The organism is Campylobacter hyointestinalis subsp. lawsonii, assembly GCF_013372165.1.
Taxonomy (GTDB): domain Bacteria; phylum Campylobacterota; class Campylobacteria; order Campylobacterales; family Campylobacteraceae; genus Campylobacter; species Campylobacter lawsonii.
In genome coordinates this window covers 794,201-813,220 of the sequence record NZ_CP053828.1, presented here as the reverse complement: position 1 = coordinate 813,220, position 19,020 = coordinate 794,201, and the positions used below count along the sequence as shown (strand labels likewise).

General features: G+C 32.5%; 20 protein-coding genes. 17 read left to right on the top strand and 3 right to left on the bottom strand.

What is annotated here, in order from left to right:
* Window positions 1–71: 71 nt before the first annotated feature.
* Complete coding sequence (metK, locus tag CHLWT_RS04180; protein ID WP_112000353.1) at window positions 72–1,268, bottom strand: methionine adenosyltransferase; 1,197 nt, start codon at window positions 1,266–1,268, stop codon at window positions 72–74.
* Between the two features lie 183 nt (window positions 1,269–1,451).
* On the opposite strand from metK, the gene sstT reads away from it, so the two are divergent.
* The 3 genes from sstT (at window position 1,452) to CHLWT_RS04165 (ending at window position 4,926) form a co-directional block, all read left to right on the top strand.
* Window positions 1,452–2,675 (top strand): serine/threonine transporter SstT, encoded by a 1,224-nt coding sequence (sstT, locus tag CHLWT_RS04175; protein WP_111995674.1) that lies wholly within the window; start codon window positions 1,452–1,454, stop codon window positions 2,673–2,675.
* A 77-nt stretch (window positions 2,676–2,752) separates the two neighbouring features.
* Window positions 2,753–4,465, top strand: coding sequence for a M3 family oligoendopeptidase (locus CHLWT_RS04170; RefSeq protein WP_112000352.1), 1,713 nt, complete (start codon window positions 2,753–2,755; stop codon window positions 4,463–4,465).
* A 14-nt stretch (window positions 4,466–4,479) separates the two neighbouring features.
* Complete coding sequence (locus CHLWT_RS04165) at window positions 4,480–4,926, top strand: hypothetical protein (RefSeq protein WP_112000351.1); 447 nt, start codon at window positions 4,480–4,482, stop codon at window positions 4,924–4,926.
* On the opposite strand, the gene CHLWT_RS04160 is transcribed toward CHLWT_RS04165, so the two are convergent.
* Window positions 4,913–5,785 (bottom strand): LysR family transcriptional regulator, encoded by an 873-nt coding sequence (locus CHLWT_RS04160; RefSeq protein ID WP_111975381.1) that lies wholly within the window; start codon window positions 5,783–5,785, stop codon window positions 4,913–4,915. The two genes, CHLWT_RS04165 and CHLWT_RS04160, sit on opposite strands and share 14 nt — an antisense overlap.
* 243 nt (window positions 5,786–6,028) lie before the next feature.
* On the opposite strand from CHLWT_RS04160, the gene CHLWT_RS04155 reads away from it, so the two are divergent.
* The 14 genes from CHLWT_RS04155 to CHLWT_RS04090 all read left to right on the top strand — a co-directional run bounded on the left by CHLWT_RS04155 (window position 6,029) and on the right by CHLWT_RS04090 (window position 18,061).
* The gene (locus tag CHLWT_RS04155) at window positions 6,029–8,086 is read left to right on the top strand and encodes an ATP-dependent helicase (RefSeq protein ID WP_112000350.1); all 2,058 of its coding nucleotides are present in this window, start codon (window positions 6,029–6,031) and stop codon (window positions 8,084–8,086) included.
* Window positions 8,086–8,916 carry a tRNA pseudouridine(55) synthase TruB gene (truB, locus tag CHLWT_RS04150; RefSeq protein ID WP_112000364.1) on the top strand — a complete coding sequence of 277 codons (831 nt, stop codon included), beginning with the start codon at window positions 8,086–8,088 and terminating at the stop codon, window positions 8,914–8,916. Before CHLWT_RS04155 ends, truB begins: the two co-directional genes overlap by 1 nt.
* Window positions 8,900–9,127 carry a carbon storage regulator CsrA gene (gene csrA / locus CHLWT_RS04145; protein ID WP_063998316.1) on the top strand — a complete coding sequence of 76 codons (228 nt, stop codon included), beginning with the start codon at window positions 8,900–8,902 and terminating at the stop codon, window positions 9,125–9,127. Before truB ends, csrA begins: the two co-directional genes overlap by 17 nt.
* Entirely contained in the window at window positions 9,124–9,861 is a 738-nt protein-coding gene (locus tag CHLWT_RS04140) for a 4-(cytidine 5'-diphospho)-2-C-methyl-D-erythritol kinase (protein ID WP_112000349.1), read from the top strand. Before csrA ends, CHLWT_RS04140 begins: the two co-directional genes overlap by 4 nt.
* A 156-nt stretch (window positions 9,862–10,017) precedes the next feature.
* Window positions 10,018–10,473: an SsrA-binding protein SmpB gene (gene smpB, locus CHLWT_RS04135; protein WP_112000348.1), complete on the top strand. Its 456-nt coding sequence runs from the start codon at window positions 10,018–10,020 to the stop codon at window positions 10,471–10,473.
* Between the two features lie 13 nt (window positions 10,474–10,486).
* Window positions 10,487–11,083, top strand: coding sequence for a TlpA disulfide reductase family protein (locus CHLWT_RS04130; protein WP_112000347.1), 597 nt, complete (start codon window positions 10,487–10,489; stop codon window positions 11,081–11,083).
* Window positions 11,073–11,372 (top strand): ATP-dependent Clp protease adaptor ClpS, encoded by a 300-nt coding sequence (locus CHLWT_RS04125; RefSeq protein ID WP_059434344.1) that lies wholly within the window; start codon window positions 11,073–11,075, stop codon window positions 11,370–11,372. The genes CHLWT_RS04130 and CHLWT_RS04125 overlap by 11 nt, the downstream gene beginning before the upstream one ends.
* Window positions 11,372–13,450 (top strand): AAA family ATPase, encoded by a 2,079-nt coding sequence (locus CHLWT_RS04120; RefSeq protein ID WP_112000346.1) that lies wholly within the window; start codon window positions 11,372–11,374, stop codon window positions 13,448–13,450. Before CHLWT_RS04125 ends, CHLWT_RS04120 begins: the two co-directional genes overlap by 1 nt.
* Window positions 13,447–14,289 carry an RsiV family protein gene (locus tag CHLWT_RS04115; protein ID WP_112000345.1) on the top strand — a complete coding sequence of 281 codons (843 nt, stop codon included), beginning with the start codon at window positions 13,447–13,449 and terminating at the stop codon, window positions 14,287–14,289. Before CHLWT_RS04120 ends, CHLWT_RS04115 begins: the two co-directional genes overlap by 4 nt.
* A complete protein-coding gene (gene aat, locus CHLWT_RS04110) occupies window positions 14,286–14,936 on the top strand; it encodes a leucyl/phenylalanyl-tRNA--protein transferase (RefSeq protein ID WP_112000344.1) in 651 nt (216 codons plus the stop codon). Before CHLWT_RS04115 ends, aat begins: the two co-directional genes overlap by 4 nt.
* A 52-nt stretch (window positions 14,937–14,988) precedes the next feature.
* Entirely contained in the window at window positions 14,989–15,429 is a 441-nt protein-coding gene (flgB, locus tag CHLWT_RS04105) for a flagellar basal body rod protein FlgB (protein WP_063998323.1), read from the top strand.
* 9 nt (window positions 15,430–15,438) lie between these two features.
* The gene (gene flgC / locus CHLWT_RS04100) at window positions 15,439–15,930 is read left to right on the top strand and encodes a flagellar basal body rod protein FlgC (protein WP_063998324.1); all 492 of its coding nucleotides are present in this window, start codon (window positions 15,439–15,441) and stop codon (window positions 15,928–15,930) included.
* A 14-nt stretch (window positions 15,931–15,944) separates the two neighbouring features.
* Window positions 15,945–16,235 (top strand): flagellar hook-basal body complex protein FliE, encoded by a 291-nt coding sequence (gene fliE, locus CHLWT_RS04095; RefSeq protein WP_111948777.1) that lies wholly within the window; start codon window positions 15,945–15,947, stop codon window positions 16,233–16,235.
* Window positions 16,236–16,237: 2 nt separating this feature from the next.
* A complete protein-coding gene (locus tag CHLWT_RS04090) occupies window positions 16,238–18,061 on the top strand; it encodes a peptidoglycan D,D-transpeptidase FtsI family protein (RefSeq protein WP_112000343.1) in 1,824 nt (607 codons plus the stop codon).
* On the opposite strand, the gene hemH is transcribed toward CHLWT_RS04090, so the two are convergent.
* The gene (gene hemH / locus CHLWT_RS04085) at window positions 18,048–18,989 is read right to left on the bottom strand and encodes a ferrochelatase (protein WP_112000342.1); all 942 of its coding nucleotides are present in this window, start codon (window positions 18,987–18,989) and stop codon (window positions 18,048–18,050) included. The genes CHLWT_RS04090 and hemH overlap by 14 nt on opposite strands.
* Window positions 18,990–19,020 lie beyond the last annotated feature (31 nt).

Sequence of the window (19,020 nt, the reverse complement as noted above, 5' to 3'; positions counted from 1 at the left end):
AAGTAATTAATAAAATTTATTATTTAGAATTTTTAATGGTTTAGCACCAAAAAAAGGTGCTAAATTTAGAGTTATTTTAATTTTTCAAAAAGTTCTACAGCATCTAGCTGTTCCCATGGATAGCTAGAGACTCCAACCTGACCTTTGGCTGCTACATCAGCGTATAAAAATGTATCTTTACTAGGCTTGTCTAGTCCAAATTTATCTGTAATCCACTTTGGAGTTAAGGCAAAGTTCTCATAAACAAATTTAGATAGTTCATCATCATTTAAACTCTTGTTTGTTCCCATACAATCCACGCTCACGCTAACAGGCTTCGCCACACCTATAGCGTAACTTAGCTGGACTATACACTTTTTAGCAAGACCTGCTGCGACTATATTTTTTGCTATCCATCTAGCTGCGTATAGACCGCTACGATCGACTTTTGTGTAGTCTTTGCTACTTTGAGCGCCACCGCCGATTGGTGAGTATCCACCAAAGCTATCTACGATTAATTTTCTGCCTGTTAGACCACTATCGTGAAGTGAGCTATGATTTACATATCTGCCTGTTGGATTTATGTAGATTATGGTTTTATCTTTGTCATAAAGCTCTTTTGGTAGTCCTGCGTCGTCTATTAAGCTTTGGATTAGGGCTCTTACCTCTTCTATTTTTAAGCTTTCAACACTTGGGGCGGAAACTACTATTGTGTGGATTTTTTCTGGTTTGCAATTTTCAAAATTTGATTTTGTGCCATAGTCTATTGTAACTTGAGTCTTTATATCTACGCCTAATTTATCAGGGTTTTTAAGAGCGTATTCATAAACTTTATCGCAAAGCATTCTTGCGTAAGTTATCGCCGCTGGCATTAAATTTTCAGTCTCACTTGAAGCAAATCCAAACATTATGCCTTGATCTCCAGCACCGATTTCACCGCTTTGTTGATCGACTCCTTGATTGATATCGGGGCTTTGCTGATTTAAAAATACATCTACTTCAATGTCTTCAGGGTGCAAACATTGAGCTCTTGTAAAATACGGATTTCCGTTATATCCTATCTTCTTTAATGTTTCTTTTACGATATTTCTATAATCTTGATGAGTAAAATCAACCTTAGCATTTACTTCGCCGCCTATTACGATGTGTTTTCCAGCGACAAAAATTTCACTTGCAACGCGACCATTTGGATCTTTTTTAAGTATTGCATCAACTATGCTATCTGCGATGATATCTGCGCATTTATCAGGGTGTCCGGGGCTTACAACTTCGCTTGTAAATAGATACATTATTTAAAATCCTTATTGTTATAAATTTGGGGCAGATTGTAACATACAAAAATTGAAATGCAGATTAATGTTTTTCTATAAAAAGCTCATATTTTGACAATGCCTACTAAATTTAATTTTCATTTAATAACAATCTAACTATAATAAACGCCTTAATTTAATAAATACAAAAAAAGGGTTAAAATGGGAATGCTTAAAAGCATAACAAAACGTTATATGGATGGCAACTTAATACTTCAAATAATAATCGGCATAGTGCTTGGTGCTGTGCTTGGATTTATAGCAAACTCAGGCAATCAAACTGCTCTTTCTATCGCAAATAGTATGTCTGTACTAGGAAGTTTGTTTGTAGGCACACTAAAATCAGTAGCTCCTATCTTGGTTTTTATACTAGTATCATCTTCTATAATAATAAAAGAGTTTGGCAATGCAAATGGACTTAAAAAGATCATTGTTCTATATCTCATAGGTACGTTTTTAGCATCTCTTTGTGCTGTTATAGCTAGCTTTTTGTTTCCAACGACTTTAGTTCTCCAAACAAACAATGCCGAACTTCTAGCACCACAAAGCATAATAGTCGTATTAAAAGATCTTGTTTTTAAAATGATAGATAACCCAGTTCATGCTCTAAGCACAGGAAATTATATAGGAATTCTTACTTGGGCTATAGGTATGGGTATAGCTCTTCGCCACTGCGCTGTAGAAACAAAAAAAATGTTTAAAGATATCAGTGATGGCATCACTAAGGTGGTTAAATTTATAATTCGCCTAGCGCCATTTGGTATATTTGGTCTTGTTAGTATTAGTGTGGCTCAAACTGGTTTTGCTGCGCTTGGCGGGTACGCTAAACTTCTTATTGTTTTGGTGGGCACTATGCTTTTTGTAGCATTTGTGGTAAATGCTCTCATAGTTTATTTTGTAACAAAGAAAAATCCATATCCACTCATAATGACTTGCGTAAAAGAGAGTGCGGTCACTGCATTTTTCACTAGAAGCAGTGCGGCAAATATCCCTGTAAATATGAATCTTTGCAAAAAGTTAAATTTAGATGAAAAACTCTACTCTATATCTATTCCTCTAGGAGCAACTATAAATATGGCTGGAGCTGCTGTAACAATAGCCGTTTTAGCACTTAGTGCTGTAAATACGCTAAATATCCAAATAGGCTTTTTAGACGCCCTTTTACTTAGCGTGATCGCCGCAATAGGAGCGTGTGGAGCTAGCGGGGTGGCTGGAGGTTCTTTGATGCTTATACCGCTTGCTTGTTCGCTATTTGGTATAAGCAACGACATAGCTATGCAAGTAGTAGCAGTAGGATTCATAATCGGAGTCATTCAAGACTCAGTCGAGACCGCGTTAAACAGTTCAACCGATGTACTTTTTACAGCTATAGCTTCTAAGAATTAAATTTAAAGGATTTGCATAATTTGCAATTCCTTTTTTTACTCTTTTTTGATATAATATTTTCTTTAAATTAAAGGAATATTATGACTTGGGATCTGACTATATTTTTTAAAAACCTAGATGAACTTGATAAATTTTCTAAAATCACGGAAGAAAAAGCACTTAAATTTAATCAAACATACAACTCAAATTTAAATGATCTAAATCCAGATGATTTTTTACTTGCGATAAAAGAGTATGAAGATATCACTTGCAATTTAAATAAGATTATGAGTTACGCGCAGCTCAGCTTCGCAAAAGATACTTCAAAAGGTGCGCTTTTAGCAAAATATGAAGAAATTTGCACGAAGATAGAAGAAAAAATGCTGTTTTTTATGCTTGAATTTAATCAAATTTCAAAAGAAAAACAAGATATTTTCATAGAGTTTTGTAAGCCGTACAGCTACTATTTAGAGCTAAGCTTGAAAAATAAACCTCATCAACTAAGCCTAGCTGAGGAAAGAATACTACTTCGCACTTCAAATACAGGTGCAGACGCATTTTCAAGACTATTTGACGAAAGTATGGCAAAACTTAAATTTAAATTTAAAGATAAAGAGTTAAGCGAAGAAGAAATTCTCTCAAAAATGTATGATAAAGATAGAGAGATAAGAAAAAAAGCCGCCTTGTCTCTTAGTGATACTTTAGGTAAAAATCAGCATCTTTTGACCTTTATCTACAATATGATAAAAACCGATCTAAAAAACGAATGCGAACTGCGAAATTACGAATTTCCAGAAACTCCACGTCACCAAAGCAACCAAATAGATAAATCAGGCGTAGATTCACTCATAAAAGTAACTGAAGAAAACTTCGATTTAGTCTCTAAATTCTATAATAAAAAACGCGAGATTTTAGGCTATGAAAAGCTTTATGACTACGACAGATACGCCCCACTTAATGATGATGCAAAATTTGATTTTAAAGAGGCAAAAGATATAGTTTTAAAAGCATTTACTGATTTTAGTCCTACATTTGGAAATTTAGCCCAAAAAGCGTTTGATGAAAACTGGTGCGATGTCTATCCAGATGAGAATAAACAAAGCGGAGCCTTCTCACACTCTGCTAGTAGCGATACTCATCCATTTGTGCTTTTAAACTATACTGATAGAAGAAGAGACGTTTTTACTCTAGCTCATGAGCTAGGACACGCAATTCATCAATATCTTAGCTATAGTGTTGGGTATCTAAGCTCTCACACACCGCTAACTACGGCCGAGACGGCGTCAGTATTTTGTGAAATGCTGGTTTTTGAATATATCAAAAATAGCCTTCCAAAAGAGCAAAGAGTCGCCTTGCTAGCTGGCAAAATAGAAGATATCTTCGCTACACTTTATAGACAGATAAACTTCACAACCTTTGAGCGTCGCATTCACTCATATGATGGCGAAATTTCAAGCGATGAGCTAAATAGAATTTGGCTTGAAGAGAGTAAGAAGATGTTTGGAGATAGTCTTGTTTTAAATGATTATTATAAAATTTGGTGGAGTTATATACCACATTTTATTCATTCTCCATTTTATTGCTACGCTTATGGTTATGCTCAATTGCTTGTTTTGGCTCTATTTGGTCTATATAAGAGTGGAAAATGCGAGAATTTTGTAGAGATTTATACCAAATTTTTAAGCCTAGGTGGAAGTAAAAGTCCAAAAGATATGGTAGCAATGTTTGGTTTTGATATAAACAAAGAAGAGTTTTGGGATATAGGAATGAATGAGATAAAAAAATTAGTAGATGAGTTTATCACAATTTAAAAAAAGGAAGTATTATGATAGAAAATATTTTAAAAAACGAAGAGTTTGCAACACTTATGAAAATGCATGTATATGAGTGTTTAGAGTATCTTTTAAGAAAAGACATAACATTTTCTATCTTGGCAAATATAAATTACACTAAATTTGAACCAAATCTCCCTGAAGATATAAATAAAAATCTAAGCGCCCCGGTTGTTTTATTTACTCTTGGTGGATATACATTAGATAGTGCAAATTTATCACAAAAACATATTAATTTTGAAGCTGGATTTGGCAATGAAAACTTTGCTAGTTTAGTTACCATACCACTTGGCGCTGTAATTCAAATACTTATAGAAGAAAGCCCTATACTAATAAATTTTGCAGTATATGAAGAAAAATCAAATGAGATGAAGACACAAAAATCAAAGCATATTTTTATGTCTAATCCAAAAAATAGAGATTTTTTTAACAAACAATAGTAATTTCCATATTTCCTAATTTTTCGACTATATCTTCGTTCTCTTTAAGCCCTGCTATATATATCTTTCTTACTATCTTTACATCTTCTATCTCTACTAAAAACATATCTTCGTTTTCTAGCTCTTTTTCTATTATAAATTTAGGTAAAAAAGCGAAATATTCTTTTGTTTTATTATTCATAATAGCTGATTTTACCGCTATAGAACCGTCTATAACATAAGCAGTAGGAATGTTTTCATAGTCTATGCCAAATTGATCAAAATATGCATTTATAAAAGTTTTTGTTCTATCTTTTATAAAAAGATGTTTTTCTAGATCGTTGATCTTTATAGCTAAATTTTGTTTGAAATTTGATACAAGGACGACATTGTATTCAAATAGCTCTTTAAACACGAGCTGTTCGTTATAAATTTTATCAGCCATCAAAACAAAATCACATCTTCTATCTAGCAAATAAGGAAGCAAATTTGTATGATCGGTAATCTTTATATCCAAACTACTATCTGCTATATCACAAATTTTATCAAGCATCATAGGCAAAACAGTCTCTCCTAATAAAACATCCGTAGCGACTACGATCGGAGTTTTCGCATCTTTGATATGTCCAGCCTCTTCTTTAAATCTAAACATAGCACCTTCAAATTTCAAGCAAAGCTTATAAAACTTTTCACCCTCTTTTGTCAAGATAATACCATTTTTCTTTCTCATAATAAGAGTAGCCCCAAGCATCTCTTCTAACTTTTTTATCTGCAAAGTAACAGCAGGCTGAGAAATACCCAAGATTTGCGATGCCTTAGAAAAGCTTCTTTCTTTTACTATAGCCATAAAAGTGTAGATCTTGTTAAATTCATTAATCATATTTATCCCTTATATTATCAATTATCCTTATATTTTTTGACAATTATATAACCATAGCTTTAAAATTTAGTTTTAAAATAACTATTTTGACAATTTATCTCTATTATATTAAATATTGTGTTTAGTTATGTAACAAATTATATATAAAATTACAAGATGATTTTTATCCTTAATGTATTAAAACGTTTAAAAGTTTAACTATGATATAATGAAATACTTAAATTTAAAAGCGAAAATGATAGTATGGATAATTTATTAGATTCTTTAAATGAAGCTCAAAGAGACGCTGCTACTCATATAGATGGTGCGATGCTTATCCTTGCAGGTGCAGGGAGTGGCAAAACAAAAACAATCACTTCACGCTTAGCTTATCTCATAAGTGAAGTAGGCATAGACCCTTTAAATACTCTAACCCTTACTTTTACAAACAAAGCCGCTAGCACTATGAAAAATAGAGCTATGAATTTACTAAATACAAATTTACCATGTGCGCCCCTACTCTGTACGTTTCATAAATTTGGGCTTTTGTTTTTAAAGTTTTACATAAACGAACTAGGTAGAAAAAACAACTTTGTTATCATAGATTCTGATGATAAAAAAAAGATCATAAAAGATATAGAAACAAATATTCCAGCTTCTATTATCTCAAACGAAATTTCTAGATATAAGAACTTGCTTTTGAGCGAAAAAGATATTTTAAATAGTTCAAAACTAAGCGCAGAAAATGAATTTACAAAAGATAATTATGAAAAAATAGCAAATGCCTATAAGCTATATGAAGAGTATCTAGCATCAAATAATCTCGTCGATTTTGACGATCTTTTAGTGCTAACTTATAAAATCCTTAGTTTAAATAATGAACTAGCAACCCAAATATCAAATAGATATCAATATATAATGGTAGATGAGTATCAAGACACAAACGATTTACAATACAAACTCCTTAGAAAACTCTGCTTAACACACGAAAATTTAGTTGTAGTCGGAGATGATGATCAAAGCATTTATGGTTGGCGTGGCGCAAGGATAGAAAATATACTAAATTTCAAAGATCAATTTAAAGATGTCAAACTAGTAAAACTAGAAGAAAACTATCGCTCAACTCCATCTATCTTAAAAGCTGCAAATGATCTAATAGACCACAACAGAAGTCGTTTAGGCAAAAAGCTTATAAGCACCAAAAAAGATACTAATCCTATCTTAATCATAGAAAACGCAGACGAAAATATAGAAGCCAAAGTCATATCAGAGCATATCACAAAGCTACTTTCTAGCGGAATAAAAGCTAATGAGATCGCCATACTTTATAGGGTAAATGCTCTATCTCGTAGCTTAGAAGACGGCTTAAATAAAGCCAAAATCCCATATAAAATGGTTGGCGGAGTAAAGTTTTATGAAAGAATGGAGATAAAAGATATAGTCGCTTATCTAAGACTTGTATTAAATCCAAATGATGATTTTTCACTAAATAGAGTCATAAACAGACCAAAACGCGGACTTGGAAAAGTAAGTCTTGCAAAGCTGGAAAAATTTGCTTATGAGAACAAGACCTCTATTTACAACGCTTTATATATGATAGACGATGATGTAGTAGGCAAAAAACTACGCTTAAATTTACTAGATTTTGCAAACTCACTAAGAGATCTAAAAGATAAAACACCTTATGATCTTTTAAGCGATCTAGATAAGAGTTTTGGTATAAAAGAATACTATAAAAATATGCCTGATGGCGTCGATAGAGTAGCAAATATAGACGAATTTTACGCACTTTTAAAAGATCAAATTCTAAACTCACCAAATTTTGAGCTAGAAGAGTTTTTAAATGAACTCTCTTTGCAAAGCGAACAAGATAGAATTAGCGATGACGCTATCTCTATAATGAGCGTTCATGCTAGCAAAGGGCTTGAGTTTGAGCATCTTTTTGTCATCGGGCTTGAAGAGGGATTTTTTCCACTTATCGGAGATGGAAGCGATATCGAAGAAGAAAGACGCCTTGCGTATGTCGCCATCACAAGAGCAAAAAGTGGGCTTAACCTATCATATTCAAACTCACGCTTTTATAAAGGACAAAGAACTAGACTTAATAAATCAAGATTCTTAAGCGAAGCTGGACTATGCGAAGGCTCACTTGTCATAGAAAGTAGCAATGAATTTAAAAAAGGTGATCTTATCAAACATAAGATTTTTGGTATAGGCAGAGTTATGGAAGTAACAAAGGTCAAATCAGAGTTTAAGCTTAGAATAAATTTTGGCGGAAACGTCAAAGATATAATGTCTAGTTTTGTGGAAAAAGTACTGTGATAGAGCGACTATTTGTAGCAAATAAACCAACCGCTGTTTCTAGTAACTATTTTTTAAGCAGGTTAAAAAGAAAATACGGCGTAAAAAAAGCAGGATATTCTGGCACTTTAGATCCTTTTGCAAGTGGAGTTTTGATAGTGGCATTTGGAAATTATACAAGGCTTTTTAACTACCTAGCAAAGTCTCCAAAAGTATATGAAACAACTATCTGGCTAGGGGCATTTTGTGAAAGTTTAGATAATGAAAACATAACAAAAGTCGATGTTTTAAAACCATTTTCTATGCAGAGTTTAGAGATAGTCAGATCAAATTTACTAGGAAATATAAAGTATATCCCGCCTAAATTTAGTGCAAAAAAAATTGACGGAAAAAGGGCTTATGAACTAGCAAGAAAAGATGAGAAATTTGAGCTAAAGCCTTGCGAAATGCAGATTTTTAGCTGTGAAATTTTAAACTATTCACATCCGTTTTTAACACTTCGTCTAAGCGTTAGCGAAGGCTCTTATATAAGATCTTATGCTCAGATTTTTGCTAAAAAACTAGGCGTAAATGCAACTTTAAGTGCATTAAAAAGAGTAAGTGAGGGAAAGTTCGTCTATGAAAATGAAAAAGAGCTAGATCCTACTAAATTTCTTAGCCTAAAAACAAACTCGTATCTTGGTAATCCAAAAAATATAAAAGATGGCAAAAAGCTAGAAGTTTTTGAGTTTAGCATAAAGACAGATGGGGTTTATTTGGTTAAATTTGATGAGTTTTTTAGCATAATCGAGATAAAAAACGGCGTGATTTCATATCGTTTAAATAAGGTAAAAAATGCTTATATTGACTAGAAAAAATGGTGAAGCCGTGCAAATTGGCGCAGATATAGAGATCAAAATAATAGAATCTTCAAAAAATAGCGTAAAAATAGGCATAGAAGCACCTAAAAGCATTCTTATTTTAAGAAGCGAACTAGTGAGTGAAGTAGCAATCTCAAACCAAAAAGCTAGTGCAACTGGTAAAAATTCGCTTGATGAACTAAGTAAAAAGTTTCAAAAATGAGAAGTTACGCAAAACTAAATATATTTTTAAAAATAATAGGAACTCGTGGGGATTACCATGAGATAATCTCGCGTTTTGTGCTATTTGAAGAATTATATGATGAGATAAATTTTATAAAAAAAACAACAGATGAGTTCATCAAAGATGACCACATACCAGAAAATATCATCAAAAAAGCAAGAATTTCCCTAGAAAACTTAGGCTTTAAAAATGAACTAGACGAATTTTTTACAACTCATCAAGTAAAGCTCATAAAAAAGATCCCTTGTGGTGGCGGACTTGGTGGTGGAAGCTCTAACGCAGCGGCTTTTTTAAATTTAGCAAATGAAGAGTTAAATTTAAAAATACCAAAAGAAAAGCTTATGAAAATCAGCAAAAATATAGGCGCAGACGTTGCATTTTTTGTTAGTGAGTTCAAAAGTGCAAATGTCAGCGGAATTGGTGAAATAGTAGAAAACTTCTATGATGACGTACCAAATTTAGGGATTATAACAAGCGATATTTTCTGCTCTACTCCAAAAGTGTTTAGAGAATTTAGACAAAACTTTTTCAAATTTGATATAAACTTAGCTAAAAATTTAGAACAACTTAGCTCAAATGAGATTTTACATTCATACCAAAATTATGAATTAAACGACTTATTAAGACCTTGCTTGCAACTTTATCCAAATTTAATCGTTAAGCAAAACGAGTTTTTAAGCGGAAGTGGAAGCACTAAATTTATTTTAAAATGAATTTAGTACTAGATATTTGAGTGATTATAAGTTTTACGTTACTTTAAGCCTTTAAACTTCTGATTTTAGTGTAACATTAAAAGAACAAAAGCAGTAAATTTATAAAATATTTTATCATTTTTTGATATAATCACCAACCTTATAGAAAGAGAGTTTATGGCAAAAGATTTAGCAAGAAATAAAAAAGCATTTCACGACTACACCATACTTGAAACTTTTGAAGCTGGAATTGTGCTAAAAGGTAGCGAAGTCAAAGCCTTAAGAGCCGGTAGAGCAAATTTAAAAGATAGTTTCGTGCGCATAATTCGCGGTGAAATATTTTTGCTAAATGCTCACATAAGCCATCTTAATACCACAAATATGCACTTTAAACCTGACGAAAGAGCTCCTAGAAAACTTCTTATGCATAAAAGGCAGATAGATAAACTATTTGGTCAAGTAAGCACAGAAGGACTTACTATAGTCGCTCTGTCGCTGTATCTTAGCAGTAAAAATATAGTAAAAGCTACCATCGCTCTTGCAAAAGGTAAAAATTTACATGATAAAAGAGAGGCGATAAAGAAAAAAGAGGCAGATTTAGAAGCTCGCGCCGCCATAAAAAGATATTTATAAAAAAGGAAGAAATATGAAAAAAATAGTGTTTATGCTTAGTTTTTGCATTATGCTCCTAACAGGTTGTAGCCAAAGTGATGTTTCAAGCGAACCTAGTTTCAAACCATATAAAGTAGGCGATGAGATAGAGCTTACTAGCGTAGTCGGCGCTAAAGCTACCTTAGTTAGAAGCGAGCACGGATTTAAACTAAAAGGAAGCGATAAAATAGTTATGATAGATATATTTGGAACCTACTGCGTCCCATGCCAAAAAGAAGCGCCTCATCTTATGGACTATCAGCTTAAAAATAGTGAGGATTTTATGCTTATAGGACTTATACACTTTGAAAAAATAAGCGACAAAGACGTCGTAGAGAACTTTTCAAAAAAATATAATGCATATTATTTTATAGCAAACAGCGATGAAAACGCGCGTATAGTTGATCAAATTTTAAAAGATATAGACTATAAACACGCTTTGCAAATTCCATTTAAAGTCGTATTTAAAAATGGAGTTTATCAAATACTCACAGATACGCTAGAAGGCAAACAAGGAAATAAATTTTACCTAGGAAGCATAAGCACAGATGTGATAAGCAAAGATATAAGTAGGATTAAAAGTGCAAACTAAAAAAGCATCTTTACTAAAACTAAAAACAAAAGATTTTAAACCAAATTTATACAAAGTGATACTGCTAAATGACAATGTCACGACTATGGATTTTGTGGTATTTATCTTAGTAGAGATATTTTCTAAAAGCAGTAATGAGGCTATAAATTTAATGCTAAAAATCCACGAGATAGGAAGTGCGGTTTGCGGCATATATACAAAAGAAATTGCTAAAACAAAACAACTACAGGTTTTAAATTTAGCCAAAACAAACGGTTTTCCGTTAAAATGTATTTTAAAAGAAGAGTAATGCTAGATCCTAAATTATCAAATATCATAAAAGCAGCAAATCAAATAGCCACGCTTAAATCCCACGAATATATCAGCATAGAACATATAATCTATGTTTTGATGGATGATGAAGAGTTTTTACAAAAACTATCAAATTTAAATATAAAAGATCATGAAGCCTTAAAAGCGGACTTAGAAAATTTACTTAGCGGATTTCCAAAAGCCGTTCCTAACAAAAACCCGATGCCTACATACAAGCTAAATGAAATTCTCTCAGAAGCGGTAAATAAAGATAAATTTGATTTAGATGATTTTTTTGATTTTATCTTAAAAGATAAAGATTCTACGGCTTATGAGATCCTTAAATTTCATGGTTTGCAAGAAAATTTAGATGATGATATAGAGTATTTTGCTACAAATTTAAATGAGATAGCAAGCAGTTTTGATCCTATCATAGGCAGAGAAGACGAGATAAATACAGCCTTACAGACACTTTGCAGACATAAAAAAAATAATCCTATCTTTGTAGGAGAAGCCGGCGTTGGAAAAACAGCTATCGTTCAAGGAATAGTAAAAAAGATATTAAACGGCAATGTACCTGATAAGCTAAAAAATAGCGTCATATACTCATTTGATCTTGTTTCGCTTTTAGCAGGAGCAAAATACAGGGGCGAGCTTGAAGAGAGATTAAAATTCCTTATCGATAAACTAAAATCCAACCCAAACAACATACTTTTTATCGATGAAATCCACACAATACTAAATCAAAATGGTGGCGAAAGTGCAGTAGATATAGCAAGCGTGCTAAAACCATACCTTGCAAATGGTACCATAAGATGCATAGGGGCGACTACATATAGCGAGTTTAGAAACTTCAACAAAGACAGAGCCCTGCTTAGAAGATTTGCAAAGATAGACGTAAGCGAACCTAGTGAAGATGAGTGTTTTTTGATACTAAAAGGACTAAAATCAACCTATGAAAAATTCCATAACGTTACTTATAACGACGAGATTTTAAAACTTAGCATCAGTCTTGCAAAAAGGTATTTGAGCGATAAATTTCTACCTGATAGTGCCATAGATATCATAGATGAAGCAGGAGCAAAAGCCTCTATAGAACACAAAAAGCAGATAAGCAAAAAGCTAATACTAGAAATAGTTTCAAAAATAGCAAATATATCAAATTTAAACAACACTGATGATAGAACAAAATTATTAAAAAATTTAAAAAATAATCTAACTTCAAAAATTTACGGTCAAGATGAAGCCATATATTGCATAAATGACGCTCTACTTTGCTCATATGCTGGATTAAATGAAAAAAATAGACCTATTGGCGTATTTTTATTTACCGGAAGTAGTGGCGTAGGAAAAAGTGAGCTAGCACGCGAGCTAGCAAATGCTTTAAACGTGCATTTTGAACGCTACGATATGAGCGAATATATGGAAAAACACGCAGTCTCAAGGCTGATCGGCTCACCTCCTGGATATGTCGGATTTGAAAATGGCGGACTTTTGACAAATATGGTAAAAAAGCATCCTTACAGCGTTATTTTATTTGATGAGATAGAAAAAGCAAACGACGAGCTTTTAAATATATTTTTACAAATTTTTGACAACGCTAGTCTAACTGACGGGGCAGGAAACAGAAGCGACTTTAAAAATACAATCATTATAATGACGTCAAATTTAGGCACAAAAGAGGCTCCTATTATGGGCTTTAAAAAAGACGAAGAGAGCAAAACAGGACGCGCTATAAACAACTTCTTCGCATCAGAGTTTAGAAACCGCATAGACAAAATCGTATATTTTAACCCTCTAAACAAAGATATACTTGAAAAAATAATCACGAAAATTATTAGCAAGACCAGCGAAGAGGCAAAAATAAGCATAAAACTTAGCAGCAAAGCAATAACAGAGCTCATAAGAATTGGCTATAATCCTGAGTTTGGTGCTAGAAATTTAAAAAGGGCTATCAAAGATAATATAATAAATACTTTAGCAAAAGAGCTACTTTTTGGTAAGCTTAAGACTAGCAAAAAAGTAACTATAGACTTTGATAAAGAGTTTAAATTTGATTTCAAGGGCAGACCATGAAAATCCTAGCCATACTATTTGTTTGTTTTGGTCTGATTTATGCGCAGAGTTTTAGTGGCGAGTTTATATATGCGGCAAATAAGAGTTATAAGGTCTATATCCATGATTTTAAAGATAACAATATCATAAAAAATTGCGGCGACGAAAATAGCGATGAGACTATAGATCTAAATAATTTCATATTTTATGTAGGAGATAAAAGATATGAAGGCAAAAAAGAACAAAGCCAAATCGTATTTTCTCCTATAGCAAAGGTTTCGTATAATGATGAAAACGTAACGATAAAAATGCTAGTTAAAAAGATAATCCTACCGATCATCAAGAAACAAAAGATCAAAGTATTGAGTTACTATGATGAAAATACATGCTTCATAAAAAGCGAATTTGATGAAAACCAAACTATGGTTTATGAGCCTTACTCAAACTATTTGTCTATAAGCTATATAAATTATATAGACGAAAATGTGACAAACTATCAAACTTTTATATCAAATTTTAACGGAGTTCATCCTACTTTTCAGACTAAAAATAGAGTTATTTTAAACAAAGATCTGAGTGATTTTGATATAAAAAGCGTTTATGATTTAAACTCAAGCGAAGCTATAAATTTACTAAAAAGCAAAATTCTAAGCAAATTTAAAGCAGATGCCGCAGTACAAAACGACTCAGAAGCAAAAGATGAATTTTTTGATTTTAACAACATAACATTTAACGAAAATTTCAGTATAAGTCCGCTCGGTATAACGTTTTATTATCCAGAATGCGAACTTATGCCTTGCATAAACGGCGGTATAACAGTATTTTTCGACTTCAAAGAACTTTTTAAATTTAAAAAATGATGTATAACTTTCCAGACCCAAAAAATGCACCAAAACACTCTCCTATCGCCTATGGTGGCGATCTTAGTAGCCAAGCTCTGCTTGAGGCTTATAAAAAAGGTATTTTTCCGTGGTTTATGGATGGCCAAGAGATACTTTGGTGGTCGCCTGATCCTAGAGCTGTTTTATACCCAAAAGATGTGAGAGTTCAAAAAAGCATAAAACCATTTTTTAAAAGATATAAAGTTAAATTTGACAGCGATTTTACAGGGCTTATAAATCTTTGTAAAAATGCAAGAAACGAGCCTACTTGGATAAGCGACAAAATCATCGCTGCTTATACAAATTTACATAATTTAGGCTTTGCTCATAGTGTAGAAGTTTATGAAAATGACGAACTTGTCGGTGGGCTTTATGGTCTCATTTTAGGTAAGATCTTTTGCGGGGAAAGTATGATAAGCATAAAAGCAAACGCATCAAAAGTGGCTCTGATAGCTCTTTGTAAAGCTTTGGATAAATTTGATTTTATCATTGATGCTCAAGTTATGAATCCTCATCTTAAATTTATGGGTGCATTAAATTTAAATAGAGATGAATTTTTAAATATTTTAGACATGAAAAAAGATAAATTTTGTGGATTTTATAAATTTAGTGAGTTGGTTTCATAGATTTAGGAACAAAATTTGCTTATTTTTAATTATAAATTTATAAGGAGAAAAGATGTTTGCAGGCTTTCAAACAAGCAAATCAAGACCTTTAGTAGCAGCTGCTCTTGAAGGCAGAGTTTTACGTCAGCAAATCATTTCAAGCAATATAGCAAATATAGACACTCCATATTATAAATCAAAAGACGTTGATTTTGAGTCAGCTCTTATAGCCAAAAAAAATGAGATCTATGGAAAAAATGGGGATTATGGCGTATTTAAGATGGCGACTACAGATCCAAGGCATTTTGGAAACATCGACTTTCCTGCTAGTAATCTACCAACTATCTATCTAAGAGATGGCCACACAGCAAGAAATGATGCAAACACCGTAGATTTGGACGTAGAAACAACAGAGCTTAGTAAAAACGCTATAATGGTTCAAGCCATAGACTACGCTAGTAAAAAACAAGGCGAGATATTTAAGAGCGTAATAGATTCAAGTAGTAAAATTTAAGGATAGATGATGGCATACTTAAGTGATTTTGACATAAGCGGTTATGGACTTAGCGCTCAACGTTTTCGTATGAATGTTATAAGCTCAAACATCGCAAACGCTAACACAACTAGAACTGCCGAGGGCGGTCCGTATCGAAGAAGAGAAGTTATTTTTAAAGCTATTGATTTTGATAAACAACTAAATAGCACTATAAATTCTAAAAATGACTTTTTGAAGAATGAAAATCCTTTGGACGATCCAGACGCTCCTGATTTTCCAAAACCAGCTTTGATGAGCGTTATAGTAGATAAAGTCGTACGCGATGATAAGGATTTCAAACTCAAATTTGATCCAAACCATCCAGACGCTGATGCAAAAGGATATATAATGCTTCCAAATATTAATCCAGTTATTGAGATGGCCGATTTAATAGAAGCAACAAGAGCTTATCAAGCAAACGTGTCTGCATTTCAAAGCGCAAAAACTATCGCAAATAGTGCTATAGATATGTTAAAATAAAAAGGTAGATGATTATGAATATTTCTGAAATATCAAATTTAAACGAACAGAGTCAAGCTAAAAAAACAGAACAAAATGGTTCTAAAAGCGGATTTTCTGATATGTTAAATAAGGCTCTAAGTGATCTAAACGATACTCAAGTAAAAGCCGATAAAGCAGTAGCTGAGCTAGCAACAGGCGAAGTCAAAGACTTGCACCAAGCAGCGATCGCCATAGGAAAAGCTGAAACTAGCATGAAACTTATGCTAGAAATTCGCAATAAAGCCATAAGTGCATATAAAGAAATTTCAAGAACTCAACTATAATAATGAATGAACACCACAGCCAAGGAAAAGTATATGTACTTTTTGGTTTTATTATTTTTGGAATAACCCTATTTCTCATAGTTATATTTTATAGAGCCTTATTTGATCGTCATCTACCAAAACTCCAAAGCAGTGATTTTGACAGTGCTTTAAGGGGCTCTATCATCACGCAAGACGGATTTAACATAGCAAGTAGCCAAAAACTATATAAAGCTATGCTAGATACTAGGAACATAGATCCAAACAAAAAAGAGCTTTTTATAAAACTTTACACTCTTTATAGTGGCGATGATCCAAAAAAAATAAGAAAAATTTTAAACAAAAAAGGCACAGTAACTTTGTCTTATGAGATAGATGCCAAAGGCGCGGCGTATCTTAAAGAGCTATCTAGAAAATTATATAGAAAAAAAGTTTTCATACCTTATGAAGATCCAAAAACAGGGATTGTAACGACTCAGGGTATGAGTATAGTAGAAAGTGGCGAAAAGAGAATTTATATGGCAGAAGATACCTTTACGCCATCTATTGGATATATAAAAAAAGTAGAAAAAGACGGGATAACAAAAGTAGAGGGCGTAAAAGGTATAGAAAAAGTATATGAAAATTTATTATCTTCTACTCAAGACGCTCTTATAAAAGGTCCAAGAGATCTTGCAAATACTATAATTTTATCAGGTGACGCTGATCTATCTAAGAGAATCGATGGCTATAATGTAGTTTTAAATATATCTCTTAAACTTCAAAAAATCATCGAAAAAATGATAAATGAAAGAGCAAACGATCTCTTAGCAAAAGAAGTTATAGTAGGTATTATGGATAGTAAAACTGGTAAAATTCTATCACTAGCATCAACTGAAAGATACAACCCTTCAAATATAACCAGAAATGATTATGAAGCGCTAAATTCATCATCTAGCGAGTATGCTTATGAAGTCGGATCTGTCATGAAGCCTTTTATATTTTCTTTATTACTAAAAGAAAATAAAGTAAATCCTTTGGAGATCATAAACACTTATGAAGGTAAATATAAACTAGGTCAAAGGATAATAACAGATAGCCACAAAAACGCATTTTTAAGTGCTGAAGATATCATCGTAGAATCATCAAATATAGGAATGATACAAATAGTAGAGCGCCTTAGTGCAGTGGATCTTTACAATGGTCTTTTAGACTTTGGATTTTCAAAAAAAACAGGCATAGACTTAAGCTATGAGCAAGTCGGACTTTTACCATCTATAACTGAGCTAAGAAACAAAACTTACCGTGCTACTTTAAGTTATGGATATGGTCTGCAAGCGACATTTATGCAGCTTTTAAATGCGTACAACACCATAAATAATAACGGCGTTATGATAACTCCAAGGATCGCAAGCCATTTAGAAAAATACGCTAAAGCATATAAGATAGAAGAACAAGAGATAAAAACAGTTCTTCCTATAGAAGTCGCAAAAACTATGAAAAGAATCCTTATCAAAGTAGTCGAAAGCGACAAAGGAACAGCTAGAAAAGCTAGGATAGACGGACTTAGTATAGGCGGAAAAACAGGAACTGCTCACATAGCTACAGTCGGTGGGTATAGTGACAAAAGATACAACGCAAGCTTTTTTGGTTTTGTAAATGACTCTAAAGGAAACAGCTATACTATAGGCGTTTTAGTAAGAGAGCCTATGAAGCCCTATCCGTATTATTTTGCTTCATGGAGTGCATTACCTATATTTAAAAACACAGTAGAGCTAATGATAGAAAATGGATATCTGTTTCCTACGCCTACTATCAAAAAATCCCAAAAAGAAGACGAGCCAGATACTAGGATTATATTAGACTAACTTTTTTGGCTATAAAATTTACAAATTCATCGCTATCATTTGGTGCTTTTACCACTTCGTAATACTCAAATCTATTTTTATCTGCCACATGTCTATACTCAATACTAAGCTCAAAATCGGTCTCTGAGTTATCTATACAAAAACTGATCGGATAAATAAGTGCTTTTTTACTATCAAGTTTAGGCAAAACTTCATTTAAATTTGGACCTAGCCACTCTACTGGTCCAAGTCTTGATTGATATGCTAAAGATATGCTTTTAAATTTAATTCCGACTTTGTTTAACATATCTGCTAAAATTTGAACATGTTCTTTTGTATGCTTTTCGTATAAATCTCCGCTATCTATGATTTTTTTAGGCAAAGAGTGAGATGAAAATATCAAATCAATATCTTTAGTATCTAAATTTAAAATCTTATTTTTAATATTATTTACTATGATGTCATTATAATTTTCATCTTTGTAAAAATAATCAACTATTTTGATATTAGCCTTTATGCCAAGATCGCTTATAGCTTTTTTAGCCACGTCAAGACTTGAAGTGATCGTCGTAGAAGAGTGCTGAGGATACAGCGGAAATAGTACTATTTCATCAAAATTTATATATTTTTTGAGCGTATCATTTGCAAAAGGTGGGGTATAATTCATAGCATAATCAAATTTGATCTCGCCACCTTTAATTTTTTGATTTAATTTGCCAACTAATGATCTAGTTATATCGCCTATAGGGGATTTTCCACCAAGCATCACATAGTTGCTAGTAGCGCTTTTTAATCTCATCTTTGTAATAAACCACGCCAAAATACTTCTTATTTTTGAATTTTTTATAGTCAAAATATATGGATCGTTAAACATATTTTTTAAAAATATCTCAACTTGAGATAGATCGTCTGCTCCGCCCATATTTAGCAAAATAACTGCTTTTTTCATATAAATCCTTTTTTATTTTGATTTTATCATA